The sequence below is a fragment of the Streptomyces sp. Y1 genome, from assembly GCF_041053115.1.
Classification (GTDB): domain Bacteria; phylum Actinomycetota; class Actinomycetes; order Streptomycetales; family Streptomycetaceae; genus Kitasatospora; species Kitasatospora rubellomurina.
The window spans coordinates 3,629,340-3,654,855 of the sequence record NZ_CP163445.1 but is presented as its reverse complement, the minus strand read 5'-3'; the positions used below and the strand labels follow the sequence as shown (position 1 = coordinate 3,654,855).

Here is a 25,516-nt window from a genome sequence, read left to right as displayed (position 1 = left end):
GGCCCGTTCAGCCCCTAAGGGGGAGCGGGCCCGACGTCATACCGGGGCACTAGCGGCCCTCGTCATTCCAGCTCATGCCCCGTACGGCGCACCGCCGTTACGTTGAGTGCGTGTCCACTGCTGTCATCAAGACCGATGGCCTCACCAAGAGGTACCCCCGGGTCACCGCCCTCGACGCGCTCACCGTCGAGGTGCTGCCCGGGGTGGTCGGGCTGGTCGGGGCCAACGGGGCCGGCAAGTCCACCCTGATCAAGCTCCTGCTCGGGCTCGCCCCGGCGACGTCCGGCCGCGGCGAGGTGCTGGGCCTGGACATCGCCACCCGGGGCCCGGAGATCCGCGAGCAGGTCGGCTACATGCCCGAGCACGACTGCCTGCCGCCGGACGTCTCCGCCACCGAGTTCGTGGTGCACATGGCCCGGATGTCGGGCCTGCCCGCGACCGCCGCCCGCGAGCGCACCGCCGACACCCTGCGGCACGTCGGCCTGTACGAGGAGCGGTACCGGCCGATGGGCGGCTACTCGACCGGCATGAAGCAGCGGGTCAAGCTCGCCCAGGCGCTGGTGCACGACCCGAAGCTGGTGCTGCTGGACGAGCCGACCAACGGCCTCGACCCGGCCGGCCGGGACGAGATGCTGGCGCTGATCCGCCGCGTGCACAGCGACTTCGGCATCTCGGTGCTGGTCACCACCCACCTGCTCGGCGAGCTGGAGCGCACCTGCGACCACCTGGTCGTCATCGACGGCGGCAGGCTGCTGCGCTCCTCCTCCACCGCCTCCTTCACCGAGGCGACGGCCGTCCTCGCCGTCGAGGTCACCGACCACCCGGACGACCACACCCTCGCCCCGGGCGAGGAGGTCCGCGGCCGGCTCGCCGCCGCCGGCCTGTCCGTCCAGGCGGAGGGCTCGCACCTGCTGCTGGTCCGGCTGGCCGGCGAGGGCACCTACGACACCATCCGCGACACCGTCGCCGAACTCGGCCTCGGCCTGGTCCGGTTGGAGCAGCGCCGCCACCGGGTCGCCGAACTCTTCACCGACGCACAGGACTTCAGCAGGGGAGGTGCGGACGATGTCGCTGCCTCCTGAGACCGGGAGCGCCGACACCGGCGTCATCCACGACATCGGCTACCGCGGCTACCGGGGCCCCCGCCTCGGCCGCGGCCACGCCACCCGCGCGCTCTTCACCCAGAGCCTGCGCGCCGCGTACGGCCTCGGCCGCTCCGGCAAGGCCAAGGTGCTGCCGATGCTGGTGCTGGCCGCCACCACGCTGCCCGCCGCGATCGTCGTGGCGTTCGCGCTCACCACGAAGCTGGACGACCTCGGGGTCGAGTACGCCGGCTACCTCTCCTCGGTCGGGATGCTGGTCTGGATCTTCCTGGCCGCCCAGGCGCCGGTGCTGCTCTCCCGGGACCTGCGCCACCACACCGTGCCGCTGTACTTCTCCCGCCCGATCACCCGCGGCGACTACGTGCGGGCCAAGTTCGCCGCCATGTTCTGCGCCCAGTTCCTGCTGATGGCGGCCCCGCTGCTGGTGCTGTACGCGGGCGCGCTGCTCGGCGGGATGGACGTCGGGGACAACACCGAGCACGCCCTGTACGGCCTGGCCGCGGCCCTGCTGTACGCGCTGGTGCCGACCTCGGTCGCGCTGGCGATCGCCGGGTTCACACCGCGCCGGGGCTTCGGGGTGGCCGCCATCATGGGCTACCTGGCGGTCAGCGCGGCGGTGGCCGCGGTCGCGGTCGGCATCACCCGGGGCACCGACTCCGCCGACGCCGCGCAGTGGACGGCGCTGATCTCGCCGGACGGCCTGGTGGAGAGCCTGGTCAACGAACTGTTCGACCTCGGCGGCGGCCTCGACCGCCGGCACGCGCCGGGCGGTGTCGGGACGGCGGTGTTCGCGCTCGTCGCGGTGGCCCTGGTGGCCGGCTCGTACCGCCTGCTGCTGCGCCGCTACGAGAAGATCTGAGAGGGCGCCATGGCCACCATCACCATCGACACGGTCTCCCGCTGGTTCGGGAACGTGGTCGCGGTCAACGACGTCACCATGGCGATCGGCCCGGGCATCACCGGCCTGCTCGGGCCCAACGGCGCGGGCAAGTCGACGCTCATCCACATGATGAGCGGCTTCCTCGCCCCCTCCAGCGGCTCGGTCGCCCTGGACGGCACCCCGATCTGGCGCAACCAGCAGGTGTACCGGCAGATCGGCCTCGTCCCGGAACGCGAGTCGATGTACGACCACCTGACCGGCTGGGAGTTCGTGCTCGCCAACGCCGAACTGCACGGCCTCGCCCACCCGGGCGCCGCCGCCCGCAGGGCCCTCGACCTGGTCGAGATGGCCGAGGCCAAGGACCGCCGCACCGGCACCTACTCCAAGGGCATGAAGCAGCGGGTCAAGATGGCCTCCGCGCTCGTCCACGACCCGTCCGTGCTGCTGCTCGACGAGCCCTTCAACGGCATGGACCCCCGCCAGCGCCTGCACCTGATGGACCTGCTGCGCCGCTTCGGCGCGGACGGCCGGACGGTGCTGTTCTCCTCGCACATCCTTGAGGAGGTCGAGCAGCTCGCCCGGCACATCGAGGTCGTGGTCGCCGGCCGGCACGCCGCCTCCGGCGACTTCCGCAGGATCCGCCGGCTGATGACCGACCGGCCGCACCGCTACCTGGTCCGCTCCAGCGACGACCGCCGTCTCGCCGCCGCGCTCATCGCGGACGGCTCCACCGCCGGCATCGAGGTGGACGGGCGGGAGCGCGCGCTGCGCGTCCAGGCGGTGAACTTCCAGGGCTTCACCACCCTGCTGCCCAGGGTCGCCCGGGAGGCCGGCATCCGGCTGTACACCGTCTCCCCGGCGGACGAGTCGCTGGAGAGCGTCTTCTCCTACCTGGTCTCGGCGTGACCGACACCGCAACCACGAGGACCCGGGAAGGGGCCGACCGACCATGAACCCGACCGTCGCCAGGCTGACCGTACGCGGCCTGCTGGGCCGCCGCCGCGGCCTCCTGCTGCTGGTGGTCCCCGCGCTGCTGCTGGCGGTCTCCGCCCTCGCGGCCGCCGCGCACGGCGACGAGCAGAGCCTGACCGTCAAGATCCTCGGCGAGCTCGACCTCGGCACCCTGGTGCCGATCCTCGGGTTGGTGGTCGGCACCGGGGTGATCGCCACCGAGATCGACGACGGCTCGATCGTCTACCTGCTCGCCAAGCCGCTGCCGCGCTGGCGGATCGTCACCACCAAGCTCGTCGTCGCGATCGGCACCACCTGGGCCTTCGCCGCCGTCCCGACCCTGTTCGCCGGCCTGCTGCTGTACGGCACCCGGGACGGCCTGGCGCTCGGCTACACCGTGGCGGTGCTGGTCGCCGGGGCCGCGTACAGCGCGCTGTTCCTGCTGCTCGGCGTGGTCACCCGGCACGCGGTGGTGGCCGGGCTGGGGTACGCGCTGGTCTGGGAGGCGCTGGTCGGCAACTACGTCGACGGCGCCCGGACGCTGAGCATCCAGCAGTGGGGGCGGGCGGTGGCCCAGTCGGTCGCCGGGGAGTCGGCGATCGGCTCCGCCGTCCCGCTCGGCACGGCCGTCCCGCTGCTGCTGATCGTCACCGTCGCCTCGACGGTGCTCGCCTCGGTCAAGCTGGCCGGGCTGACCCTGACCGCGGACGAGTGATCACAGGGTCCGGTTGCGCCCCGCGCCCCAGCCCGCCACGGCGACCACCGCGGACAGCACCAGCATCACCACCAGGGTGGCCGACCAGCCGCCGGTGAGCTGGTGCAGCGCACCGGCCCCGACCGGGCCCGCCGCCGCGACCACGTAGCCGATCGCCTGCGACATCCCGCCCAGCTGGGCGGCACCGGCCGCGCTGCCGGTCCGCAGCACGATGAACGCCAGGCCCAGGCCCAGCGAGCCGCCCTGGGCGATCCCGAGGACGGCCGCCGCCGCCCAGGCGCCGGAGACCGGCGCGGCCAGCAGCAGCGCGATGCCGATCCCGTTCAGCGCCGCCATCGACACCGCCAGGCCGCGCTGGCGGGTCATCCGGCCGGCCATCAGCGGCACCAGGAACGCGCCCACGCCCTGCAGCAGGTTGGAGAAGGCGAAGACCAGGCCGGCCTTGCCGCGCTCCATGCCGTGGTCGGCCAGGATGGTCGGCATCCAGGCGACCACGATGTACACCAGCAGCGACGAGATCCCCATGAACAGGCTGATCTGCCAGGCCATCGGGGTCTTCCACAGCCCCTCGATCGCCCGGCCGGGCCCCGCCGCCGGGGCGGCCGCGGCGGCCGTCGCCGCCCGCTCCTGCCGGGAGCGCAGCACCTGCGGCAGCCAGGCCACCGCCGCGACCAGCGCGAGCAGCGACCAGGCGCCGAGCGAGGCCTGCCAGCCGCCGCCGAGCGCGTGCTCCAGCGGGACGGACGTGGCGGCGGCGAAGGTCGCGCCGACCAGCATGGTGGTGGTGTAGACGCCGGTCATGGTGGCCGCGCGGTCCGGGAACTCCCGCTTGACCAGGCCGGGCATCGACACGTTCAGCACCGCGATGGCCACGCCGATCACCATGCAGCCGAAGTACAGCGCGTACACCGAGGGCAGCACCCGCAGCAGCACGCCCGCGCCCAGCAGCAGCACCGCGCCCAGCACCACCCGCTCCGCGCCGAAGCGGCGGGTCAGCCGGGGGGTGAGCGGCGCGCCGACGCCCTGGAACAGCACCGGCACGGTGGTGATCAGCCCGCTCGCGGTGGCGGACAGGCCGAAGGTGCGCTGGATCTCGGCGACCATCGGCGAGATGGCGGCCAGGCAGGCGCGCATGTTCAGGGCGACCAGCAGGATGCCGGCCAGCAGCAGGGCCGGGTGGGCCAGCCGGGAGCGGACGGGCAGCCGGACGGGAGCGGGGACGACCGGCTGCTGGGCACGGGTGACGGCCATGGTTGTGCTGTTCTTTCCGGAATCGGGGGAGGGGCGGGCGGGGAGGCGGGAGGCTCGCGCCGTCCTACTTCCGGGCCGCGATGGCCGCGAGCAGCTGCTCGACGGCCGCGGTGGGCTCGGCGAGCAGCGCGCGACACGCCGTCTCGGCCCGCTCCGGGTCGCCGCTCTCGATCGCGTCGACCAGCGCCTCGTGGGTGGCCACGACCGCCTCGGGCATCTCGTGGTCGCCGAACGCGGCGGTCATCGACTCGCGCACGGAGGCGCCGAAGTAGCGGTACACCTCGGTCAGCGCCGGGTTGTGCGCGGCCTCGACGACGGCGGTGTGGAACTCCAGGTCGTGCTCGACGGTGGCCTCGCGGCCGGCCCGCTCCGGGTGCTTCGCGAAGACCTCGGCCTCGCGGGCCAGCGCGGCCCGCATCCGCCGGATGTCCTCGGGGGTGTGCCGCAGCGCGGCCAGCCGGGCGCCCTCGGCCTCCAGCGCCGCGCGGACCTCCAGGACGTCCCGGATGCCGGAGCGCTGGACGCCGCGCAGCACGGCGGCGGGGTCGCTGGTGGAGCGGACGAACGTCCCCTCGCCCTGCCGGGAGACCAGCATGCCGGCGTGCACCAGCACCCGGATCGCCTCCCGCACGGTGTTCCGGCCGACCTGCAGCCGCTCGGCGAGCTCGTGCTCGGTCGGGATCTGCGACCCGACCGGCCAGGTCCCGTCGACCACCTGCTCGCGCAGCTGGTCGATCGCGGTGTCGACCAGGGAGCGCCGCCCGGCCGCCTGCAGGTTGTTCTCGCCGCTCATGCCGGGCCTCCCTTCGCACACCACTCGTCGGTCATCGGTCATCCTACAACCGCTTGCCCGGTCATCCTACAACTGCCCCGGGCCGGGGCCCCGGGGTCAGCCGAAGATCGCGGTGGGGTCCCCGGTGAACCAGGTGTTGTCGATGCGCAGCCGCCGGATCACCCAGCGGTCGCCGTCGCGGACCAGCTCCACGTCGTAGGGGTTCTTCAGCAGCGCGTGGGTGGCCGGATCGGCGACGAGCAGGTGCTGCGCCTCCACCAGGGCGGTCAGCCGGGCGGTGTCGCCGTCGACGACGATCCGCGGGTTGGTGACCTGGTGGGTGGTGTCGACCCGGCCGGTGAACATCGCCAGGATGGTGTCGACGATGAACTCCCGCCCGGTCATCAGCGGCGGCTCGCCGCCCCACTTGGCGGCGGCGGGGCGGAAGTCCAGCTCGGCGTCGGCGGCGAAGGCCGAGGCGAACAGCTCCCTGTCCTTCAGGTCCTGCCCGAGGCCGAAGCGGTAGAGCGCGTCGGTGATCTCCGCGCGGTCGCGCAGTTCGGCGACGACGGCGGCGGTGTCGTCGGCGGGGGCGGTCAGGGCACGGTCGCGGGTGACGTCCATGGGGCTCTCCTCGGTGGGTCGGATCCGGTGGTGTCCCGGGCAGCTCCGATCCTGCTGCGCGCCGCAGGAGGCATCAACGCCCTTCTGCGTCATGATCGTTGAGCTCGGCTCAACGATCGGCCGCGGCTCTCAGCGCCCCGCGAAGAGCCGCTCCAGGACGACCGCGACGCCGTCCTCGTCGTTGCCCGCGGTGACCTCGTCCGCGACGGCCAGCAGCTCCTCGTGCGCGTTCGCCATGGCGACGCCGTGCGCGGCCCAGCCGAACATCGGGACGTCGTTGGGCATGTCGCCGAAGGCGATGGTGTCGGCGGCCCGCACGCCCAGCCGGCGGGCGGCCACGGCGAGCCCGGTGGCCTTCGACAGGCCGAGCGGCAGCAGCTCCACCACGCCCGCGCCGGCCATCACCGCGCCGACCAGGCCGCCGGCCGCGCTGCGGGCGGCCTCGGCGAGGGCGTCGTCGGTGAGGCCCGGGTGCTGGACGTAGAGCTTGCTGACCGGGGAGGCGAGCAGTTCGCCGCGCTCGACCCGGACGACCGGCAGGTCCGAGCCGATCAGCAGCTCGTACCCGGGCCCGGCCAGCACCTGCCCGTCCAGGCCGTCCTGGTTGGCGGCGACGGCCAGCGGCCCGGTCTCGGCCTCGATCTTCTCGATCGCGAGCGCGGCGAGCCGGCGGTCCAGGGTGAGCGAGGTGAGCAGCTTGTGCGCGCCGGCGTCGTAGACCTGGGCGCCCTGGCCGCAGACCGCTATCCCGGTGTAGCCGATCTCGTCGAAGACCGGCCGGGCCCAGACGGCGGAGCGGCCGGTGACGACGATGTGCAGCGCGCCCGCGCCGGTGGCCGTGGCCAGCGCGGCGCGGGTGCGCTCGGAGACGGTCTCGGCGCTGGTGAGCAGCGTGCCGTCGAGGTCGGTGGCGACCAGCCGGTAGGGCAGGTCGCCACCTCCGGGCCGTGCGGTCGAGGTCACTTGACCGGCTCGAGGACGGTCCGCCCGCCGAGGAACGGCCGCAGCGCCTCGGGCACGACGACCGAGCCGTCCGCCTGCTGGTGGTTCTCCAGGATCGCCACGATGGTGCGCGGGATCGCGACCAGGGTGCCGTTCAGGGTGGCGAGCGGGCGGGTCTTGCCCTCCTCGCGCATCCGGATCGACAGCCGGCGGGCCTGGTACTCGGTGGTGTTGGAGGTCGAGGTGACCTCGCGGTACTTGCCCTGGGTGGGGATCCACGCCTCGATGTCGAACTTGCGCGCGGCCGAGGCGCCGAGGTCGCCGGAGGCGACGTCGATCACCCGGTAGGGCAGCTCCAGGGCGTTGAGGAAGTCCTTCTCCCACTGGAGCAGCCGGCGGTGCTCGTTCTCCGCGTCCTCGGGAGTGGTGTAGACGAACATCTCCACCTTCTCGAACTGGTGGACGCGGATGATGCCGCGGGTGTCCTTGCCGTAGGTGCCGGCCTCGCGGCGGAAGCAGGACGAGTAGCCGGCGTAGCGCAGCGGCAGCTTCTCGGCGTCGATGATCTCGTCCATGTGGTACGCCGCGAGCGGCACCTCGCTGGTGCCGACCAGGTACCGGTCGTCCTCGGCGAGGTGGTAGACGTTCTCGGCGGCCTGGCCGAGGAACCCGGTGCCGTCCATGGCGGCCGGGCGGACCAGGGTCGGGGTGATCATCGGGACGAAGCCGGCCGCGGTGGCCTGGGCGATCGCCATGTTGACGAGGCCGAGCTCCAGCAGGGCGCCGACGCCGGTCAGGTAGTAGGAGCGGGCGCCGGCGACCTTGGCGCCGCGCTCGGTGTCGATCGCGCCGAGGATCTGGCCCAGCTCGACGTGGTCGCGGGGCTCGAAGCCCTCGGCGGCGAAGTCGCGCGGGGTGCCGATCTCCTCGAGGGTGACGAAGTCCTCCTCGCCGCCGACCGGGGCGGCCGGGTCGATGAGGTTCGCCAGCGAGCGGAGCAGGCGGTCGGCCTCCTCCTTGGCGGCGCTCTGCTCGGCGTCGGCGGCCTTGACCTCGGCGGCCAGGTCCTTGGTGCGCTGCAGGAGGGCGGCCTTCTCGTCGCCCTTGGCCTGGGCGACCTGCTTGCCGAGCACCCGCTGCTCGTTGCGCAGTTCGTCGAAGCGACTGCCCGAGGACCGGCGCCGCTCGTCGGCGGAGAGGAGGGCGTCGACGACGTCGACGTCCTCGCCACGGACGCGCTGCGAGGCGCGCACTCGGTCAGGGTCCTCACGGAGCAGGCGAAGGTCAATCACAGGGCCTAGCGTACCGGGCGGCCGCTTCTCCACCGGTACCGGTTTTCCCCTGGGGATAACTCGACCCCGCCTGTGGATAACTCCTGTGGGGAAACCGGTGGATCCGGGTTATCCACAGGTCCGGGGCCGGGGCTGTGGATCGATGGGGAAGATCACCCTCCGCCAACCCGAACCGCTGAATTGAGGTTTCAAACCTCAATGGACCCACTCAGGCGAGGGAATTGAAGCACTCGCACGGGTGATTTGCAGGCAACCGGGTGACTCTGGTCCGATAAGTCATATCTGAGACGCAAACCGATGGTCCGACCAGTTCTGGGCAATGGCTATACCGGTTTGTCGACTCGTGCCCGGACCTGTGGATAACTTCCGGCTGTGGACAGTGGACGGCCCTGTGGACAGCGGGCCCCGGGCCCGCCGGGCCCTGTGGACGACGGTGCGGTCACCCGCCCGCCCCGATCGGGGCGATCGAAAACAGTCGGAAAAGGCCGGAAAGACGGCAGGTGTCGATCAGGCGATCAGGCGTCCGCGCGCCCGTCCAGGCAGCGGGAGAGCCAGTCCGAGGCCGCGGTGAAATCGGCGTCCGAGGTTCCGGGCCGCCGTCCGGTCGACGGCTGCCGGTCGGCGCGCGGATAGGAGCCGAGGAAGCGCACCTGCGGGCAGATCCGCTTGAGGCCCATCATCGCCTCGCCCACCCGCCGCTCGGACAGGTGCCCCTCGCAGTCGATCAGGAAGCAGTAGTTGCCCAGGCCCTCGCCGGTCGGCCGGGACTCGATCCGCATCAGGTTGATCCCGCGCACCGCGAACTCCTGCAGCAGCTCCAGCAGCGCACCCGGGTGGTCGTCCGGCAGCCAGACCACCATCGAGGTCTTGTCCGCGCCGGTCGCCGAGGAGATCCGCCCCGGGCGGCCGACCAGGACGAACCGGGTGGTCGCGCTCCTCGCGTCCGCGATGTCCTTGACCAGCGGGTCCAGCCCGTAGATCGGCGCCGCGAACTCGCCCGCGAACGCCGCGTCGTAGCGCCCCTCGGAGACCAGCCGCGCGCCGTCCGCGTTGGAGGCCGCCGACTCCCAGACGGCGTCCGGCAGGTTGGCCGCCAGCCAGCGGCGCACCTGCGGCTGGGCCACCGGGTGACTGGTCACCGTCTTGATCCCGGCCAGCTCGGTGCCCGGGCGCACCAGCAGCGCGAAGGCGATCGGCAGCAGCACCTCGCGGTAGATCATCAGCGGTGCGCCGGAGGCGAGTTCGTCGTTGGTCGCGGTGACCGCGCCCTCGACGGAGTTCTCGATCGGCACGAACGCCCCGGACGCCTCCCCACCGCGCACCGCGTCCAGCGCCAGCGCCACCGAGGACAGCGGCACCAGCTCCCGGGTCGCCGCCTCCGGCAGGGTGTGCAGCGCCGCCTCGGTGAAGGTGCCGGCCGGGCCGAGGTAGGTGTAGCGGGTGGCCGACATTGACGCCTCCGGTGGCAACGGGGAAGACAGGTGCGGGACGGGCCCGCGCAGTCACCCTAACGATTCCGCGCGCGGGCCATCGCGGTGTCCCAACGGACGGGACAGCAGCGGGGCCGCTGTGCTATCCGTCGACGAGCTGCTGCCCCAGGTACCCGCCGGCCGGCACGCCCGGCAGCACCGCGTACAGCCCGCTCGCCTCGTGCCGCAGGAAGCGGGAGAGCCCGTCGCCCCGGGAGAGCTTGCGCTGCACCGGGGTGAAGCCGTTGCGCGGATCGGCCTGGAAGGCGAGGAAGAGCAGCCCGGCGTCCGGCGAGCCGTCCGCCGCCGGCCCGTCGTGGTACGAGAAGCCGCGCCGCAGCATGGCCGCCCCGCCGTTGGCGGCCGGGGCGGCGACCCGGATGTGCGCGTCGGCGGGGATCGCCAGCGCGCCGTCCGGGCCCTGGGCCGCGAGGTCCACCGGAGTGTGCTCGCCGGCCCCCGCGGGCGCGCCGAGCGGCGCGCCGTCCGCCTTGCGCCGTCCGATCACCCGCTCCTGCCGGTCCACCGGCAGCGCCTCCCAGTGGTCCAGCAGCATCCGGATGCGGCGGAACACCAGGTACGAGCCGCCGGCCAGCCAGTCCGGCCGGTCGCCGCCGGGCGCGCAGAACACCTTGGCGGCGAAGCCGTCCTCGCCCGGCCTGGGGTTGTTGGTGCCGTCGATCTGGCCCATCAGGTTGCGGCCGGTCATCGGCCGCGCGGTGGCGCCCGGGGTGCGGGCGAAGCCGGCCGACTGCCAGCGCAGGGACGCCGCCCCGGCCGCCAGCCGCTGCAGCACCCGCAGCGCGTGCACCGCGACGAGGGCGTCGTCCGCGCCGATCTGGACGAACAGGTCGCCGTCGCTGCGGGCCGCGTCCAGCGCGTCGCCCGGGAAGGCGGGCAGCGGGTCGAGCGCGGCCGGGCGGCGGTCGGCCAGCCCCGCCTTGTCGAACAGCGGGGTGCCGACGCCGACCGTGAGGGTGAGCGAGCAGGGCCCGGCGTCCAGGGCGACCTGGTTGTCGAACTCCTCGGCCGGCTCCCCGGCGGTCAGCCGCTCGGCGGCCTTCGACCAGCGCTGGAACAGGCTGCGCAGCCCGTCCCGGCCGAGGCCGTCGACCAGGTCGAAGGCGGCCAGCTGGACCCTGGCCTGCTGCGGTTCCAGGATCCCGGCCTGGTGCTCCCCGTGGAACGGCACCCGCGCCGAGCCGAGGGCGCCGCCCGCCGGCTCGTCGACGCCGCCGGTCCGGGCGTAGGCGACCGCCACGCCCGCGCCGGCGCCCGCCAGCAGTCCGGCGCCGGCGGTGCCGAGCAGCGCCCGCCGGGTGAAGCCGGCCCGCCCGATGACGGTGCCGGTGGTGTCGTCGTCCATCGCGTCAGCCGATCCTGAACTGCTGGGTGGGGGTGGTCTGGTCGATGTCGGAGGAGCGGATCTGCACCGAGACGACCCAGGTGCCGGCCAGCGGCAGCTGCGTGGTGCCCGTCCAGCGGCCGGTGCCGGCGGCGGTGAGCGCGACCGGCAGCGGGCCGAGGTCGCGGTCCGGCAGGGTGAAGGCCAGCTGCACCTCGGGCACCTCCACCGGCTGCCCGTCCGCGCCGTCCAGGGCGAGCTTCACCTCGTTGGAGCCGGTCCGGGCCGGGTTGAGCGAGACGGTCGCGGTGCCCTTGGCGTTCGGGGTGCGGCCCTTGGTGTCGTACGGGAGCTTCAGCTCCACCGTGCGGCCCGGCTCGGTCTGCGGGGCGCCGCCCGCGCTGCCCGCGCCGGCCGCCGGGGCCGCGGCCCCGGCCGCCTTGACCTCGCCCGCCACCCGCCCGGGCGGGGAGTTGGTGAGCATCGTGGTGACCGCCAGCACCGCCACCGCGACCAGCGCCTCCACCAGCACCGAGCGGCGCAGCCCGGCCCGGGTCGGGGTCAGCCCGCGCTCGCGCCCGGCGCTCTCCCGGGCGGCCCGCTGCCGGGCCAGCTGCGCCTGCCGGGCCGGGTCCTCGGCGTGCGCGGCGACCGCGACCGGCTCGGGCAGCTCGGCCCGCTCCGCCTCGACGGGCCGCACCTCCGCGGCCTCGTCGGGGGCCGAGCGCAGCCGGGCCAGCCAGGAGCGGGACGTCCAGGCGACGCCGAGCATCGCCACCACGCAGCCGGTCTTCACCAGCAGCAGCCGCCCGTAGTCGGTGCCGGTCAGCGCGCCCCAGCTGCCCAGGCCGCGCCAGGACTGGTAGACGCCGGTGACGACCAGCACGGCGACGGCCCCGAAGGCGATCTTCGAGAAGCGGTCCACCACCTCGGCGCCGACGCCCTCGCGCAGCGCGACCAGCAGCGCGGCCAGGCCGCCCAGCCACAGCGCCATCGCGATCAGGTGCAGCATGCCGAACGGCAGCGCCAGCGCGACCTGGATGCCCACCGAGGCGTGGTCGGCGCCGACCCAGGTCGCCGAGAGGGCGATCGCCAGCACCGACCCGGCGACGCCGAGGCCGAGCCGGGCCTCGCGCTGCGGCCGCTCGGCGGCCCGCCGCTCCAGCTCGCGCAGCTCCGCCGCCTCGGCGTCCTCCTCCGCGGGGACCTCCGCGGGGACCTCCGCGTCCTGGGCCGGCAGCGGCCGGGGCGGCTGCCCCAGCTGGCCGACCAGCAGCGACAGGAACACCCCGCCCGCGGCGAGCAGCAGCAGCCGGGCGGCCAGCGCGGTGCCGATCCGCTCGTCCAGGGTGGCGCGCACCAGCGACAGGTCGAAGGCCTGGCCGATCCCCGAGCCGCGCTCGTACGGGCCGCGCAGCATCAGGACCGCGACGGTGGAGACCAGCAGCGCCGTCCAGCCGGTCATCAGCAGCCGCTGCACCGGCCGCCGGGCCGTCCCGCCCGGCCAGCAGATCAGCACGAAGGCGGCCACCCCGGCCAGCAGCGCGAACGCCCCGTACGCGACGGTGCGCCCGGTGCCGTACAGCGCGGCGACCAGGCCGTCCGCGTCGGCGCCCTGCAGGGCGGTGGCGGAGACCGAGGTGTCCGAGGGCGCGCCGATGGAGAAGGTGAACGCCCCGCCGACCGGGTGCGAGTCCGCCGAGACGGCCCGCCAGGCGACGGTGTACGTGCCGTTGGCGAGCCCGGAGTTCAGCCCGACCCGGGCGGTGTTGCCCCGGCCGTCCGCGTGCGCGGGGTTGCCGGCGTCGACGGCCTTCCCGGCCGGGTCGAGGACCCGGACGGAGTCGCCCGACAGCGAGACCTCCTCGCTGAAGGTCAGCGTGACGGCCTGCGGGGCGGCGGCGACCACCGAGTTCTGCTTCGGGTCGGTGGATTCCAGGGTGGCGTGCGCGGCGGCCGGGCCGGCGGCGGCGAGCATCAGCGCGAGCAGCGCGCCGAGCGCCCCGACGAGCCCGGCGATCCGGCGGCGGGCGCTGCGGTGCCTGGTGCTGCGGCGGTGGGCGGCCTTCTCCATGCTGGCGGGTCCTCTAACTCTGGCCGGGGCGGTAGGTGAGCTCCTTGACCGGCACCTTGACCGCGATGGTGCCGGACTTGGCGAAGGTCAGGTCGAGTTCCACCTCGTCGCCGAGGGCGGGGGCCTTCTGCCAGCCCATGATCATCAGGTGGGTGCCGCCGCGGGCGAGCTGCAGCGCGCCGTGCGCGGGCACGTCCAGGCTCTGCACCTGCTCCATGCTGGACGCGGTCGAGCGGTGCATGGTGATCGACCCCGCGCCCGGGCTGGTCACCTTGACCAGCTGGTCCGGCCCGCCGTCGTTGCGGACGGTCAGGTAGCCGGCGCCCATCCCGCCGGCCGGGGGCAGCGGGATGTAGGGGTCGGCGACGCTCAGCTTCGCCGGCCCCGCCTCGGCGGCGGCCTGGCCGCCCTGGCCGCCCTGGCCGCCCGAGCCGCAGGCGGCCAGGATGGCGCCGCCGCCCAGGACCGTCGCCAGCACCGCGCCGGTGAGCGCCGTCCGCCGGAACCGCCGGGTGCCCGTCGCCGCCGTCACGCCTTGACCCCCTGGGCGAGCAGCGGCAGGTCGTGCTCGTAGGTCTTCTCCTCGGTGCCGCTCATGTAGAGCACGTGCGCCTTGTCGTCCGAGGGGAGGAAGGCGAGCACCTGCGCGCCGTGCGTGGAGGTGACGGTGCCGTCCGCGTTGACCACCGGGTCCTCGATCATGATGCCGAGCGACTTGGCGGCGGTCTTCACCTTCGCCAGGTCGCCGGTCAGGCCTATGAAGTCGCTGCCCATCGAGTCCAGCCAGGTGCGCAGCACCTTGGGGGTGTCGCGCTGCGGGTCGGTGGAGACGAAGACGACGTCGATCTTCTTGCGCTCCTCGGCGGGGAGCGCCTTCATCGCCACGCCGATGTCGCCCATGGTGGTCGGGCAGACGTCCGGGCAGCTGGTGTAGCCGAAGAACAGCAGCGTGGTCCGGCCGTTGGTCTTCTGCCGCAGGTCGAAGGGCTGGCCGGAGGTGTCGGTCAGCTGGAGGTCGGGCTTGTCGAAGTTCTTGGCGAGCTTGGTGCCCTGGTACGGGGTGTCCTCCTTCTGCTGGGTGACCTTGGCGGCGGACGTGCCGTCGCCGGAGGAGCCGCAGGCGGAGAGGGTCAGGGCGGCGGCGAGCGCGAGGGCGGCGGCGCCGGCCAGCCGGGCGGTGCGGGTGGCGCTCGTCGTGCGGGTGGTGCGGGGCATGGGAGATCCGATCGTGCGCGAGGGACCGCCGGCGGGGCCGCGCCCGGTTCACGGGTACGGCGGCCCCGCCGGCGTGCGGGTCAGGAGGCGGAGCCGCCGCTCTTGCGGCGCAGGCCGGCGATGCCGACCCCGGTGCCGATCACGCCGACCACGATGCCGACGACGCCGAGCACCCGGGCGGTGGAGTCGCTGGACTTCTTGTCGCCGTCCGAGGCCTCGGCGTGGTCCGAGCTGTCGCCGTGGGCGCCGGCGGCCGGGGAGGCGGAGACGCCGTGGCTGTCGCCGTGGCCGTCGCCGCCCGCGGCGGCCTTGGTGAGCTTCAGGACGGGGGCGGGCTTGGCCGGCTCGGGCTGGCCGTCCTTGGACTCGTCGATCCAGCGGACGACGTCGCCGTTGTCGTAGGTCTGCAGGGCCTTGAAGACCAGGCTGTCGGTGTCGGTCGGCAGCGGGCCGAGCGAGACCTTGAACTCCTGGAACTGGCCGGGGGCGATCTTGGTGCCCGCGTCGGCGGTCCAGGTGATCTTGGAGACGGCCTCGTTGACGTCGCTGCCGTGCACCTTGATCGGCTTGTCCAGCTTCGACTTCTCGACGGCGGCGGTCCAACCCGGCAGCGGCATCGTCCGGACGGAGGCCAGCGGGTGGTCCAGCGGCAGGTTGATCTCCAGCTTCACGGTGCCGGCGGCGTCGTTCTCGTTCGGCACCCGGAAGTCGACGGCCGTGTAGCCGCCCTGCTGGGCCGAGCCGGGGTTCACGGTGACGTGCGCGAACGCGGGGCCGGCCAGCGCCACCACGGAGGCGGCGGCGGTCAGGGCGACGGCGGCGAGACGGCGGGAGGAAGCGGAACGCATGATGCGGGGTCTCCGATCGGAGCTCTACGGCGGCCGGGCCTCGGCGGGGCCGCGCGTGGGGGCGAGTGGGGGGTCGAACCTCGGGCCGGCCCCACGTCACCGCGGGACGGCCGGCACACCGCGCACCGCCCGACCCCGGACGGCCTCACGGCCCCGGGACACGTCGGATCAGTACGCGAACACCCCGCGCGGCGGACCGCGCCGCACCACGCTGTGCCGCAGCACCGCGCCCCCCGGCAGCGGAGACTCCCCGCCCCGGGCCCCGAACCGGCGGGCCGGACCGGCCGCGCCGAACAGGCCGCGCAGGAGCGCGACCGCCAGGGCCAGCGCCGAACGCAGCGGCGCCGCCCAGTGCTCCCGGGCCGCCGACGCGGCCACCCGCACCAGCCGCCACAGCGCCGCCTCGCCGCGCCGCAGCCACCAGCCCGCCACCAGCGCGGCCGCCAGGTGCCCGGCCAGCATCGACGGCGTCATGCCCAGCACCCCGCCCTGCCACCACGGCGCGGCGGCGAAGGCGTGCGGATCCAGACCGGCCGAGGACACCAGCTGCTCGGCGGACGGACCGCCCGGCAGACCGTCCAGCGTGCCCGGGTGGGCCTCGTTGCAGATCAGCCGGCCGGCCACGCCCCGTACGGTCGTCGCACCGTGCTGCATGCCGGGCATACCGGGCATGCCGGATGCGGCGAAGCCGTGGAAACCGTGGAACAGGCAGTGCAGGCCGAGCTGCCCGGCGCCCAGCGCCCCGGCGATGGCCGGCAGCGAACGCTCCCGCCCGCCCAGTGCCACCGCGAGCACCAGCACCGCGGCGAAACCCGTCGCCAACGCCGCCGGCGGCACGTTCCCGCCGCCCACCAGAGCGTGCCCGGCGGCCGCGATCAGCGTGCACACCAGCGCGAACGGCACCGCCCGGGCAAGCCGCAGGTCCCAGGCGGCGGCCCCCACCGGCTGGGCCGGGGCGGGGGCGCCCGGGAACGGGGCGGCGGCGGGGGCAGTCATGGCCGGGCCATCATCTCATCGCGTACCCCGCCGCCACGGGCAGGGTGGGAAATCCCTACGAATGCCCCGTTCGGCCGCGGCGTGGAGGGGGACGAATGCGCCCTTCGGCACAGTCCCCGTTCCCAGTCCATCCGCCGAACGGGCGGTAGCGCCCCTGCCGCACGGTTCACCGCACCATCGCCCGGAGATACCTAGTTGTATGTGGAGCCGCAGCCAGGAGGGACCTCCCGTGGACATCTGGTGGACTCTGCACCTCAAGCGCGACCCGGCCAGCGTCCCGCTGGCCCGTCGCATCCTGCTCGGTGCCATGGCGACGGCCGGCGTCGACCCGCAGATCGCCCACGACCTCGGCGTCGCCCTCAGCGAGGCCTGCGCCAACGCCGTCGAGCACGGCGCCTGCGGCCGCCCCGACGACGGCTTCCAGGTCACCGCCTCGATCAGCGGCGACCGCCTCCGCATCGAGGTCACCGACTCCGGCCCCGGCCTCCCCGCCCCGGCCGCCCCCCTCGTCCGGCGCCCCACCGCCCCCGCGCCCGGCCGCCCCCCGCGCCCGGCCCCCCACCGCCCCCGCCGCGGCCGCGCCACCGTGCCGGCCCGCATCCTCACGGCCCACCGCCCCCGCCGCGACGGCCACCCGTACGACACCCACGTCCTCCCCCACCGGCCCACCGCCCCCACCCTGCGCCCGGTCGACCTCGACACCCTCCCCGACCTCACCGCCGAATCCGGCCGCGGCCTCTTCCTCATCCACGCGCTCACCGACCACGTCCAACTCCGCAACCACCCCCTCCGCGGCGCCATCGTCAGCTTCGACAAGATCCTCAAGTGGCAGGACGGGGCGCTGCTGCGGGCGGCCTCGTAGCGCTGCGCCGCGGTATTCGGCGGCAGCGGAGCAGGAAGTCGGCGGGGTCGACTTCCGGCGCGGTGGTCAGTCGTCGGTCAGTCGTCGGCCGGGCGGCGGCGGGTGGTGAGGAGGAGGGCGGTGCCGAGGAGGAGGGTGGCGGTGCCGGTGATGGCGAGGGGGCGGGAGGCGGTGCCGGCGCCGGTGTCGGCGAGGCGGGTGGGGTTCGGGCGGGCGGGGCCGGTGAGGGTGCCGGTGTAGGTGCCGGTGAGCTGGGGGCAGGTGTACTTCTTCGCCGGGGCGGAGCCGCTCGGGAGGAGCTCGGACTTCGCGGTGACGGTGAGGCGGTGGCCGCCGGGTGCGGTGGTCCGCAGCTGGAGGGTGAGCTTGTGGCCCGGCGCGAGCTGGTGGTGGCCGGCGTCGACGGGGGTGCCGGAGAGGGTGAGCGGCTTCCAGTCGCCGCCGGGCGCGCGGAGTTCGACGGCGAGGTCGCTGCCGCCGTCCGCGAGGGCCAGGGTGGTGGCCAGCTCGCGGATCGTCGCCGTGCTGGTGTTGTCGAAGGTGATCGCGAGCTCCCCCGTGGCCCCGCCGCTCCCGGTGACGGGCAGGGGGGAGGCCATCGGCCCCTCGGGGCAGTCCGCGGGCCGGGGCGAGCCGGTGGCGGACGGCGTCGCGGTGGGCGAGGCGTCGTCGGCGAGGGCGGGGGCCGCGCCGAGGGCAGCCGTGCCGGCCGTGAGCACGAGGACGGCGCAGGCGGCGGGCAGGCGGGGGGAACGCATCGGCGGGCTCCAGCGGTGGGTCGGGGTACTACACGTCTCCGGTTGCCAGACCACCGAGGGGTGCGAACGGTTGTCCGCACCCCTCGGGTTCATCGCACGAGCGGTCAGCCGTGCGCGCCGGCCTTGCGGCGGCGGAGCACGAACAGCGTCCCGGCGCCCGCGGCCAGGACGGCCGCGCCGCCGAGGGCGATCGGCAGGGTGGTGGAGCTGCTGCCGGTCTCGGCCAGGTGCGGGCCCGCGGACGGCGAGGCGGAGACCGTGGCGGGAGCAGCGGCCGGGGTCGTCGCGGCACCGGCCTCGGCGACCTGGAACTGGCCCTGGTAGTCGTCGAGGAACTGCGTGCAGGCCTGCGCCTTGTTGTTGGCCGGGGTGGGGACCTTGTCGTTGTCGAAGGAGTCCGAGCCCGCCTCGTAGTTCGCGCCGTAGCGGCCGACCGGGGCCTTGGCGGTGGCGGCGATCCGGACCTTGTAGGTGAGCTTCTCGCCCTTGGCCAGCTTGAAGTCGGGCACCTGGAAGGCCCGGTCGTTGAGCTTCATGGGCTTCCAGCCGGCGCCGGTGTCCAGCTGGACGTCGAAGAAGTCGGTGCTCCAGTCGACCGGGCGCGGGGCGTCGAACTCGTCGGTGACGTACAGGCCGTTGTGGACGGCGGGCAGGTCGACGCCGCTCTTGTTCTCCCAGGTCAGGGTGATCTCGGCGGCGGGGCCGCCCTTGACCAGGGTGGTGCCGTACAGGCCGGTGCCGGTGACCTTGAGCAGGTTGCTCTGGTAGACGCCGCCGTGGCAGCGGTTGTCCGGGCCGGTGGTGGGGGCCGGGATCGGCTTGTTCGTGGCGGTGCCGGTCGGGGCCGGGGTGCCCGGGGTGGTCGCGGTGGCGGTCGGGGTGGCCGGGGCCGGTGCCGGGACGGTCGCGGTGCCGGTGGGGGTCGGGGTGGCGGGGACGCCGACCGCGCTCGCCGTGGTGGTGCCGATCGTGGCGCCGAGGGACAGGGCAACCAGGGCGGATGCGGCCAGTATGCGAGAAGAGCGCACGGGAGAAGGCTCCAGGTTTGGGTGAATGATGCCGGTTTCGGCGCGACTTGGCGGCTCGACGGGGACGGTCGAAGGCGGTCGCGCCCGGGCACCCTACCGGGCGGCCGTGGCCGGATTCCGGTGGGGGCGAGCCCGGCCTGCCCCGGTTGCCGGGGGTGGCGGGTGGTCGGACGATGGGGGGCATGAGGCACCAGATGCGAGCGGAGTTCGGGGCCGAGGGGGCGTCGGGCGGTGTGCGGCTGTGGCACATGGTCCGGGGCGAGGACAGCGTGGCGATGTGCGGGCGGGAGTTGGCCGCGGACGGCCCGGTCCGGGAGGCGGTGGACTGGGGGCGGACCCCGGAGCTGTGCTGCCACACCTGCGGGGCGTACTTCCTGCGCGAGCAGCCGTACCTGGCGGCCGAGCACCCGTAGGCGGGGCCGGGGCTACCGTGGTCGGCATGGCGGAACCCCTCGTCCGGCCGCGCCCGTTGACCCGTGAGGCGGCCGAACTCCGGGCCGGGCGGCCCGACTTGACCGCGTACGTGGACCGGTTCTGCGCGCGGGTCGAGCGGGTCGACCCGCTGATCCACGCGTTCGTGCCGGAGTCGGGGCGGCACGGGCGGCTGCGCGCGCAGGCCGGGGAGTTGGCGGCGCGGTACCCGGAGCCGGCCGGGCGGCCGCCGCTGTACGGGGTGGTGGTGGGGGTCAAGGACGTCGTGCACGTGGACGGGCTGCCCACGCACGCCGGCTCCGCGCTGCCGCCGGGCGTGCTGGCCGGGCCGCAGGCCGTGGTGGTGGACCGGCTGCGGGCGGCGGGGGCGCTGGTCGGCGGCAAGACGGTGACGGCGGAGTTCGCCGCGAGCGCCCCCGGGCCGACCCGCAATCCGCACCACCCCGGGCACACCCCGGGCGGGTCCAGCAGCGGGTCGGCGGCGGCGGTCGCGGCGGGGCTGGTGCCGTTGGCGGTGGGGACCCAGACGGTCGGTTCGGTGATCCGGCCGGCCGCGTACTGCGGGGTGGTGGGCTTCCGGCCGACGTACGGGCGGATCCCGGTCGCGGGGGTGGTCCCGAACGCGCCGAGCCTCGACACCCTGGGCGTGTTCACCGCCGACGTGGCCGGCGCGGCGCTGGCCGCCGGGCTGCTCTGCGACGGCTGGCGGACGGATCCCGGGCCGGTGCCCGAGCCCGTGCTGGGCGTGCCGGACGGGCCGTACCTGGAGCGGGCCGAGCCGGCGGCGCTGCGCGCCTTCGAGGAGCAGGTGGCACGGCTGGCGGCGGCCGGGCTCGCGGTGCGGCGGGTGCCGCTGTTCCCCGACTTCGCGGAGATCGCCCGGCAGTTGCGGACGGTCAACCGCTTCGAGCTGGCCCGCGGCCACGCCGACTGGTTCGCCCGGTTCGGCGGCCTGTACCGGCCGGAGACGGCGGCGAGCATCCGGGTCGGCCAGGGCGTCGCGGCCGAGGACCGGGCGGCCGCGCTGGCGGCCCGGGAGCGGCTGCGCGAGCGGGTGGCGGAGGCGACGGCCGCGGCCGGGGTGGACGTGTGGCTGGCGCCGTCCGCGACCGGCGGAGCGCCGGAGGGCCTGCACAGCACCGGGGACACGGTGATGTCGCTGCCGTGGAGCTACCTCGGCCTGCCCGCGCTGAGCCTGCCGGCCGGGCGGACGGCGGACGGGCTGCCGCTGGGCCTGCAGCTGGTCGGCGCGGCGGGCGGCGACGAGCGGCTGCTGGCCGCGGCCGCGGTGCCGGCAGGCCTTCTGGCGAGGGGTTAGAGGGCCTGGGCGAGGGCGGGGTCGGCCGGGTCGGTGGCCTCGGCGCGCAGCAGGCGCAGCAGGAGGCGGCCGGCCCGCTGGTACGGGGTGTCCTCCTCGTGCAGCACGGCCTGGGAGTTGGCCGCTTCGAGGAGCGCGATCAGGCCGAAGGCGAGGTCGCCGAGGTCGGTGTCGGGGCGCAGGGCGCCGGCCGTGCGGGCCTCGGCGAGGGTGTCCTCGACGATCCGGTGCCAGGCGCGGGCGCTGTCGGCGAGGGCGTCCCGGAGGGGGCCGGGGCGGGCGTCGAACTCGGCGGTGACCTCGAAGAAGAAGCAGCCGCCGGGGAACACCCGGGTCCGTGAGTAGGCGAGCCAGCTCTCGCACAGGGCACGGGCCCTGGCGAGGCCGGGCGGGATGTCGGCGACCGGGGCGAGGACGGCGTCGGCGAAGATCCGGCGGGCGGCCCGGACGGTGGCGAGCTGCAGCTCCTCCTTGGAGCCGAAGCCGGCGAAGACGCCGCTCTTGCTGAGTCCGAGGTCGGTGGCGAGGCGGCCGATGGAGAGCGCCTCCAGGCCTTCGACGGAGGCGATCTCGACCGCGCGGCGCAGCACTGCCCGGCGGGTCTCCTCGCCGCGCAGGAGCCGTCTGTCGGTGGTCGGTCCGGCCATGGTCCGCCCCGTCCCTTCTCACTGTGGGTGCCCGCCCAGGGTAGTGCGTGGGCGGGGTCGGGCCCTTGGGAGCCGCCCAGAAAACTGAACGAACGATCGTGCTAACATCTCCCGCCAGGGACACCGAGCACGCCGAAGCCGCCAGGGACGCCGACAGGGATGGGAGACCCGATGGACCCGGCCCGCGCACTGATCCGCACCGCCCTCAACCCCACCGCCGGGCTCGCCCCCGTCCTCGCCGGGCGGGCCGCCTTCGAACTGTTCCGGCGCCCGCTGCGGCGCGGCCGGGTGCGCCCGGCGGAACGGGACGTCCACGGGCGGGCCGCCGCCGAGCCACTGCGGGTGAACGGCAAGCCCGTGGCCGGCTACCGCTGGGGCAGCGGCGAGCGGCCCGTCCTGCTGCTGCACGGCTGGCGCTCCCGGGCCTCCCGCTTCGCGCCGCTGGTGCCCCGGCTGCGCGCGCTCGGCCTCAGCGTCGTCGCCTTCGACGCGCCGGGCCACGGCGACTCCGGCGGCCGGAGCACCAGCGTGCTGGAGTTCCGCGAGCTGGCAGGGCAACTCCAGGAGCGGTACGGCCCGTTCGAGGCCGTCGTGGCGCATTCGCTGGGCGTCTGCGCGGCGTTCGGAGCGCTCGCGGACGGCCTGCGGGCGGGCCGGCTGGCGGCGGTCGCCGGGGTGTCCGACGTCGGCTTCTTCCCGGCCGCGTTCTGCGCCGAGCTCGGGCTGGTCGGCACCGTCGAGCAGGCGCTGCGGCGCGAGATCGAGCGCGGGCTGTTCGCCGGGGACGCCGGCGTCTGGGAGCGCTACGACGCCGCCCGGCAGGCGGCGGTGGTCGGCCTGCCGATCCTGGCGGTGCACGACGAGGGGGACGCCGTCGTCCCGCCGGGCCAGGCGCACCGGCTCCAACGGGCTTACGGGGAACGGCTCGACCTGGTGACCACCCGGGGGCTGGGCCACCGACGTATCGTCACCGAACCGACCGTCATCGACCAGGTGATCGGTTTCATCTCCGCCGGAATGGAGGCGACTTCCTCATGAGGATCGTCGAACTGCACGCGAGGTCGCTGGAGTTGGCCGCCGAGGTGGTGGACTCCGTACGGCCCGGCCAGCTGGACCTGGCCACCCCCTGCGCCGGCTGGACGCTGCGCAGGCTGCTGGAGCACGTCCTCGGCCAGCACCGGGGCTTCGCCGCGGCCGCCCGCGGCGCCGGGCCGGACCTCGCGCTGTTCGCGGACGCCCCGGTCGGTGCCGACCCGGCGGGCGACTTCCGCCGCACCGGGGCCGAACTCACCGACGCCTTCCGGGCGGCGGCCGCCGCCGACCGGCCGCTCTGGCTGCCCGAGATCCGCGACGGCGGCCCCTTCCCGCTGCGCCAGGCGGTGGGCTTCCACCTGCTCGACACCCTGGTGCACGGCTGGGACGTCGCCGCCGCGCTCGGCAGCCCGGCCGGGCTGGTCGCGGCGGTGGAGCGCGACGAGGAACTGGCCGACGCGCTGCTGGCGGTGACCGGGGCCGTCCCGGACACGCCGGAGGACCGGGCGCCCGGCCGCGCCTTCCGTCCGGGCCTCGAACCCGGCGACGGCGTCTGCCGGTTCGACCGGGCCCTGGCCCTGCTCGGCCGCGACCCGGCCTGGCGGGCCTGAGGCCCGCTGCCTCAGCCCTGGGCCCGGCTCCGCTCCGGCCCGCGCGGTTCGTCGGGGAAGCGCGGCCCGCCGATCAGGAAGAGCAGCGCGGCGGCCGGGAAGCCGAGCCCGGCGGCCAGCACCACGATGAACTGCCAGAACATGATCCGCTCCTCGTCAGTACCGGGCCGTACGGGCACTCGAAAGGTGATCCCAAACCCGTACGGCCCGAATTGGCCGAATCGTCCGGTCGTTATCAGACGGTATGGCCGAATCGCCCCGCCTGCCACCGGACCCCGGGGGCCGTCCCGCGCCACACCGGCGCACGGGTCTGGGCGCGGGGCCCGGGCGGCGGCCACACTGTCGGGATGCAGCTACAGCTCGCAGGGGAAGCACGGCGGCCCGACCGCGAGAGCGAGGACTTCGCGGCGGCCTCACCGGAGGCGCTGGTCCTGTTGGACGGCGCGAGTTCGCCGGCCGGTCTGGACTCCGGGTGCCGGCACGGAACGGCCTGGTACGTCCGGCGGTTGGGCGTGCACCTGCTCGCCCGGCTGACCGACCGGGTGGACCGCTCGATCGCCGAGTGCCTGGCCGACGCGATCGTCGAGACGGCCGCGCTGCACGGCGGCCGCTGCGACCTCGGCCACCCGAACACGCCCGCCGCCATGGTGGTCGCCGCCAGACGGCACGGCGAGTCGCTGGAGTACCTGGTGCTCGGCGACTCCCTGCTGGTGCTGGAGTTCAAGGACGGCCCGCCGAAGGTGATCGGGGACAACCAGCGCTTCCCGGACGGCGAGGGGCTGCGCCGGCAGGTCTGGTCGACCGTCCCGGGCACGGCCGAGCGGGCCGCGCTGCACCTGGAGTACGCGTTGGCCGTGCGCGCCGCCCGCAACCGGGGCGAGGGCCCGTGGATCGCCGCGGCCAGCCCGCGCGCCGCCGGCCACGCCGAGACCGGCTTCGTGCGGATCGACCGGCTGCGCGCCCTCGCCGCCCTCACCGACGGCGCGTCGCGCTACACCGAGCGTTTCGGGCTGGGCAGTTGGGCGGACGTGCTGCGGCTGCTGGACGAGTCCGGGCCGGGCGAGCTCATCGCCCAGGTGCGCGCGGTGGAGCGGGAGGACGCGGGCTGCGAGCGCTGGCCGCGCGGCAAGGCGCACGACGACGCCTCCGCCGTGTACGCGCTGCTGTAGCGGCGGCGTACGACGGCGGAGGCGTCGGGGGTGCCGGGGGTGCCGGGGGTGCCGGGGGTGCCGGGGGTGGCGTCCTTGCCGGAGGGCTCGGACTAGTGGGCGTCGGTCGGGACGGTGCCGAGCCGGCCGGCCTGGAAGTCCTCCATGGCCTGCTGGAGCTCGCGGTGGCTGTTCATCACGAACGGGCCGTACCAGGCGACGGGTTCGCGGATCGGCAGGCCGCCGAGCAGCACGACCTCGAAGGTGGAGCTGCGCGAGTCCGGCTGCTTCTCGTCGGCGCGGATGGTGAGGGAGTCGCCGTCGCCGAAGACGACGGCCTGGCCCATGTGGAACGGACGGCGCTCGGCGCCGGCCGAGCCGCTGCCGGCCAGGCCGTAGGCGAGGGCGTTGAAGTCGGCGCGCCAGGGCAGGGTGACCGAGGCGCCGGGGCTGAGGGTCGCGTGGATCATGGTGATCGGGGTGTGGGTGACGCCGGGGCCCTGGTGGCCGTCCAGCTCGCCCGCGATCACCCGGAGCAGCGCGCCGCCGTCCTCGGAGGTGAGCAGCTTGACGCTGCCGCCGCGGATGTCCTGGTACTTGGGGGCGATCATCTTGTCCGAGGCGGGCAGGTTGACCCACAGCTGGAGGCCGTGGAACAGGCCGCCGGACATCACCAGCGACTCCGGCGGGGTCTCGATGTGCAGCAGACCGGAGCCGGCCGTCATCCACTGGGTGTCGCCGTCGGTGATGGTGCCGCCGCCGCCGTGCGAGTCCTGGTGGATGAACGTTCCGTCGATGATGTAGGTGACCGTCTCGAAGCCGCGGTGCGGGTGCCAGGGGGTCCCCTTGGGCTCGCCGGCCGCGTAGTCCACCTCGCCCATCTGGTCCATCATGATGAACGGGTCGAGGTACTTGGTGTTGATCTTGGCGAAGGCGCGGCGGACGGGGAAGCCCTCGCCCTCGAAGCCCTCGGGGGCGGTGGCCACGGTGAGCACCGGGCGGGCGACCGCGGCGGCGGCGTCCGGGGTGGTGACGCGCGGCAGGGTCAGCGGGTTCTCGACGGTCACGGCGGGCATGTCGGCCTCCTTCGGGGGGTTTCCTCTGGCCTACGTGGACGAGGATAGTTCAATCCTCAACAACAAGCAAGTTGAAAGTTGAACTATGTGGGTGCGAGGAAGCGCGGGGCTCCTCTCCCGGCTCCGG

Annotated in this window: 27 protein-coding genes; 10 read left to right on the top strand and 17 right to left on the bottom strand. The window is 74.8% G+C overall.

Features of this window, described 5'->3' with window-relative positions; translation table 11 throughout:
- Positions 1-74: 74 nt before the first annotated feature.
- The 4 genes from AB2U05_RS15495 to AB2U05_RS15480 are packed head-to-tail and all read left to right on the top strand — an operon-like array spanning position 75 to position 3,649.
- The gene (locus tag AB2U05_RS15495) at positions 75-1,082 is read left to right on the top strand and encodes an ABC transporter ATP-binding protein (RefSeq protein ID WP_045710473.1); all 1,008 of its coding nucleotides are present in this window, start codon (positions 75-77) and stop codon (positions 1,080-1,082) included.
- Complete coding sequence (locus tag AB2U05_RS15490) at positions 1,066-1,962, top strand: ABC transporter permease (protein WP_045703771.1); 897 nt, start codon at positions 1,066-1,068, stop codon at positions 1,960-1,962. Before AB2U05_RS15495 ends, AB2U05_RS15490 begins: the two co-directional genes overlap by 17 nt.
- 9 nt (positions 1,963-1,971) lie before the next feature.
- Positions 1,972-2,889 (top strand): ABC transporter ATP-binding protein, encoded by a 918-nt coding sequence (locus tag AB2U05_RS15485; RefSeq protein ID WP_045703773.1) that lies wholly within the window; start codon positions 1,972-1,974, stop codon positions 2,887-2,889.
- Between the two features lie 43 nt (positions 2,890-2,932).
- Positions 2,933-3,649: an ABC transporter permease gene (locus AB2U05_RS15480; RefSeq protein WP_045703775.1), complete on the top strand. Its 717-nt coding sequence runs from the start codon at positions 2,933-2,935 to the stop codon at positions 3,647-3,649.
- Here AB2U05_RS15480 and AB2U05_RS15475 read toward each other — a convergent pair whose 3' ends face one another.
- The 12 genes from AB2U05_RS15475 to AB2U05_RS15420 form a co-directional block, all read right to left on the bottom strand.
- Positions 3,650-4,900: an MFS transporter gene (locus AB2U05_RS15475; protein WP_045703777.1), complete on the bottom strand. Its 1,251-nt coding sequence runs from the start codon at positions 4,898-4,900 to the stop codon at positions 3,650-3,652.
- A gap of 64 nt (positions 4,901-4,964) precedes the next feature.
- Positions 4,965-5,693 carry a FadR/GntR family transcriptional regulator gene (locus tag AB2U05_RS15470; RefSeq protein WP_369183485.1) on the bottom strand — a complete coding sequence of 243 codons (729 nt, stop codon included), beginning with the start codon at positions 5,691-5,693 and terminating at the stop codon, positions 4,965-4,967.
- A gap of 96 nt (positions 5,694-5,789) precedes the next feature.
- Complete coding sequence (locus tag AB2U05_RS15465) at positions 5,790-6,296, bottom strand: nuclear transport factor 2 family protein (RefSeq protein ID WP_045703782.1); 507 nt, start codon at positions 6,294-6,296, stop codon at positions 5,790-5,792.
- A 129-nt stretch (positions 6,297-6,425) separates the two neighbouring features.
- Positions 6,426-7,259, bottom strand: coding sequence for an HAD family hydrolase (locus tag AB2U05_RS15460; RefSeq protein ID WP_369183484.1), 834 nt, complete (start codon positions 7,257-7,259; stop codon positions 6,426-6,428).
- A complete protein-coding gene (serS, locus tag AB2U05_RS15455) occupies positions 7,256-8,530 on the bottom strand; it encodes a serine--tRNA ligase (RefSeq protein WP_078860897.1) in 1,275 nt (424 codons plus the stop codon). Before serS ends, AB2U05_RS15460 begins: the two co-directional genes overlap by 4 nt.
- Positions 8,531-9,045: 515 nt before the next feature.
- On the bottom strand, positions 9,046-9,981 hold the full coding sequence (gene pheA, locus AB2U05_RS15450; protein ID WP_045703786.1) for a prephenate dehydratase: 936 nt from the start codon (positions 9,979-9,981) through the stop codon (positions 9,046-9,048).
- 121 nt (positions 9,982-10,102) lie between these two features.
- Positions 10,103-11,365, bottom strand: a complete 1,263-nt coding sequence (gene efeB, locus AB2U05_RS15445; protein ID WP_369183483.1) for an iron uptake transporter deferrochelatase/peroxidase subunit — start codon at positions 11,363-11,365, stop codon at positions 10,103-10,105.
- Between the two features lie 4 nt (positions 11,366-11,369).
- The gene (locus AB2U05_RS15440; RefSeq protein WP_369183482.1) at positions 11,370-13,418 is read right to left on the bottom strand and encodes a FixH family protein; all 2,049 of its coding nucleotides are present in this window, start codon (positions 13,416-13,418) and stop codon (positions 11,370-11,372) included.
- A gap of 13 nt (positions 13,419-13,431) precedes the next feature.
- Positions 13,432-13,950 carry a copper chaperone PCu(A)C gene (locus tag AB2U05_RS15435; protein ID WP_052707712.1) on the bottom strand — a complete coding sequence of 173 codons (519 nt, stop codon included), beginning with the start codon at positions 13,948-13,950 and terminating at the stop codon, positions 13,432-13,434.
- Positions 13,947-14,633 carry an SCO family protein gene (locus AB2U05_RS15430; RefSeq protein ID WP_369183481.1) on the bottom strand — a complete coding sequence of 229 codons (687 nt, stop codon included), beginning with the start codon at positions 14,631-14,633 and terminating at the stop codon, positions 13,947-13,949. The genes AB2U05_RS15435 and AB2U05_RS15430 overlap by 4 nt, the downstream gene beginning before the upstream one ends.
- Before the next feature lie 80 nt (positions 14,634-14,713).
- Complete coding sequence (locus tag AB2U05_RS15425) at positions 14,714-15,481, bottom strand: YcnI family protein (protein ID WP_045703792.1); 768 nt, start codon at positions 15,479-15,481, stop codon at positions 14,714-14,716.
- Between the two features lie 168 nt (positions 15,482-15,649).
- Positions 15,650-16,477 (bottom strand): hypothetical protein, encoded by an 828-nt coding sequence (locus AB2U05_RS15420; RefSeq protein ID WP_052706632.1) that lies wholly within the window; start codon positions 16,475-16,477, stop codon positions 15,650-15,652.
- 229 nt (positions 16,478-16,706) lie between these two features.
- Here AB2U05_RS15420 and AB2U05_RS15415 point away from each other — a divergent pair, with 229 nt between their 5' ends.
- Positions 16,707-17,339: an ATP-binding protein gene (locus AB2U05_RS15415; RefSeq protein WP_369183480.1), complete on the top strand. Its 633-nt coding sequence runs from the start codon at positions 16,707-16,709 to the stop codon at positions 17,337-17,339.
- Between the two features lie 77 nt (positions 17,340-17,416).
- On the opposite strand, the gene AB2U05_RS15410 is transcribed toward AB2U05_RS15415, so the two are convergent.
- The gene (locus AB2U05_RS15410) at positions 17,417-18,097 is read right to left on the bottom strand and encodes a hypothetical protein (RefSeq protein ID WP_369183479.1); all 681 of its coding nucleotides are present in this window, start codon (positions 18,095-18,097) and stop codon (positions 17,417-17,419) included.
- Positions 18,098-18,201: 104 nt separating this feature from the next.
- Complete coding sequence (locus tag AB2U05_RS15405; protein ID WP_045698068.1) at positions 18,202-19,125, bottom strand: LAETG motif-containing sortase-dependent surface protein; 924 nt, start codon at positions 19,123-19,125, stop codon at positions 18,202-18,204.
- Between the two features lie 182 nt (positions 19,126-19,307).
- On the opposite strand from AB2U05_RS15405, the gene AB2U05_RS15400 reads away from it, so the two are divergent.
- Positions 19,308-19,538: a hypothetical protein gene (locus AB2U05_RS15400; RefSeq protein WP_045698069.1), complete on the top strand. Its 231-nt coding sequence runs from the start codon at positions 19,308-19,310 to the stop codon at positions 19,536-19,538.
- 26 nt (positions 19,539-19,564) lie between these two features.
- A complete protein-coding gene (locus AB2U05_RS15395) occupies positions 19,565-20,875 on the top strand; it encodes an amidase (protein WP_369183478.1) in 1,311 nt (436 codons plus the stop codon).
- Here AB2U05_RS15395 and AB2U05_RS15390 read toward each other — a convergent pair.
- Positions 20,872-21,522, bottom strand: a complete 651-nt coding sequence (locus tag AB2U05_RS15390) for a TetR/AcrR family transcriptional regulator (RefSeq protein ID WP_369183477.1) — start codon at positions 21,520-21,522, stop codon at positions 20,872-20,874. The genes AB2U05_RS15395 and AB2U05_RS15390 overlap by 4 nt on opposite strands.
- Positions 21,523-21,681: 159 nt before the next feature.
- Between AB2U05_RS15390 and AB2U05_RS15385 the strand changes: the two genes are divergently transcribed.
- Positions 21,682-22,560, top strand: a complete 879-nt coding sequence (locus AB2U05_RS15385) for an alpha/beta hydrolase (RefSeq protein WP_369183476.1) — start codon at positions 21,682-21,684, stop codon at positions 22,558-22,560.
- Positions 22,557-23,165: a TIGR03086 family metal-binding protein gene (locus AB2U05_RS15380; protein ID WP_045698075.1), complete on the top strand. Its 609-nt coding sequence runs from the start codon at positions 22,557-22,559 to the stop codon at positions 23,163-23,165. The genes AB2U05_RS15385 and AB2U05_RS15380 overlap by 4 nt, the downstream gene beginning before the upstream one ends.
- Positions 23,166-23,176: 11 nt before the next feature.
- Here AB2U05_RS15380 and AB2U05_RS15375 read toward each other — a convergent pair whose 3' ends face one another.
- Positions 23,177-23,308, bottom strand: coding sequence for a hypothetical protein (locus AB2U05_RS15375; RefSeq protein WP_279616833.1), 132 nt, complete (start codon positions 23,306-23,308; stop codon positions 23,177-23,179).
- A gap of 204 nt (positions 23,309-23,512) precedes the next feature.
- Between AB2U05_RS15375 and AB2U05_RS15370 the strand changes: the two genes are divergently transcribed.
- Entirely contained in the window at positions 23,513-24,334 is an 822-nt protein-coding gene (locus AB2U05_RS15370; protein ID WP_045698078.1) for a protein phosphatase 2C domain-containing protein, read from the top strand.
- Between the two features lie 92 nt (positions 24,335-24,426).
- On the opposite strand, the gene AB2U05_RS15365 is transcribed toward AB2U05_RS15370, so the two are convergent.
- Positions 24,427-25,389, bottom strand: coding sequence for a pirin family protein (locus AB2U05_RS15365; RefSeq protein WP_045698080.1), 963 nt, complete (start codon positions 25,387-25,389; stop codon positions 24,427-24,429).
- Between the last annotated feature and the right edge of the window lie 127 nt (positions 25,390-25,516).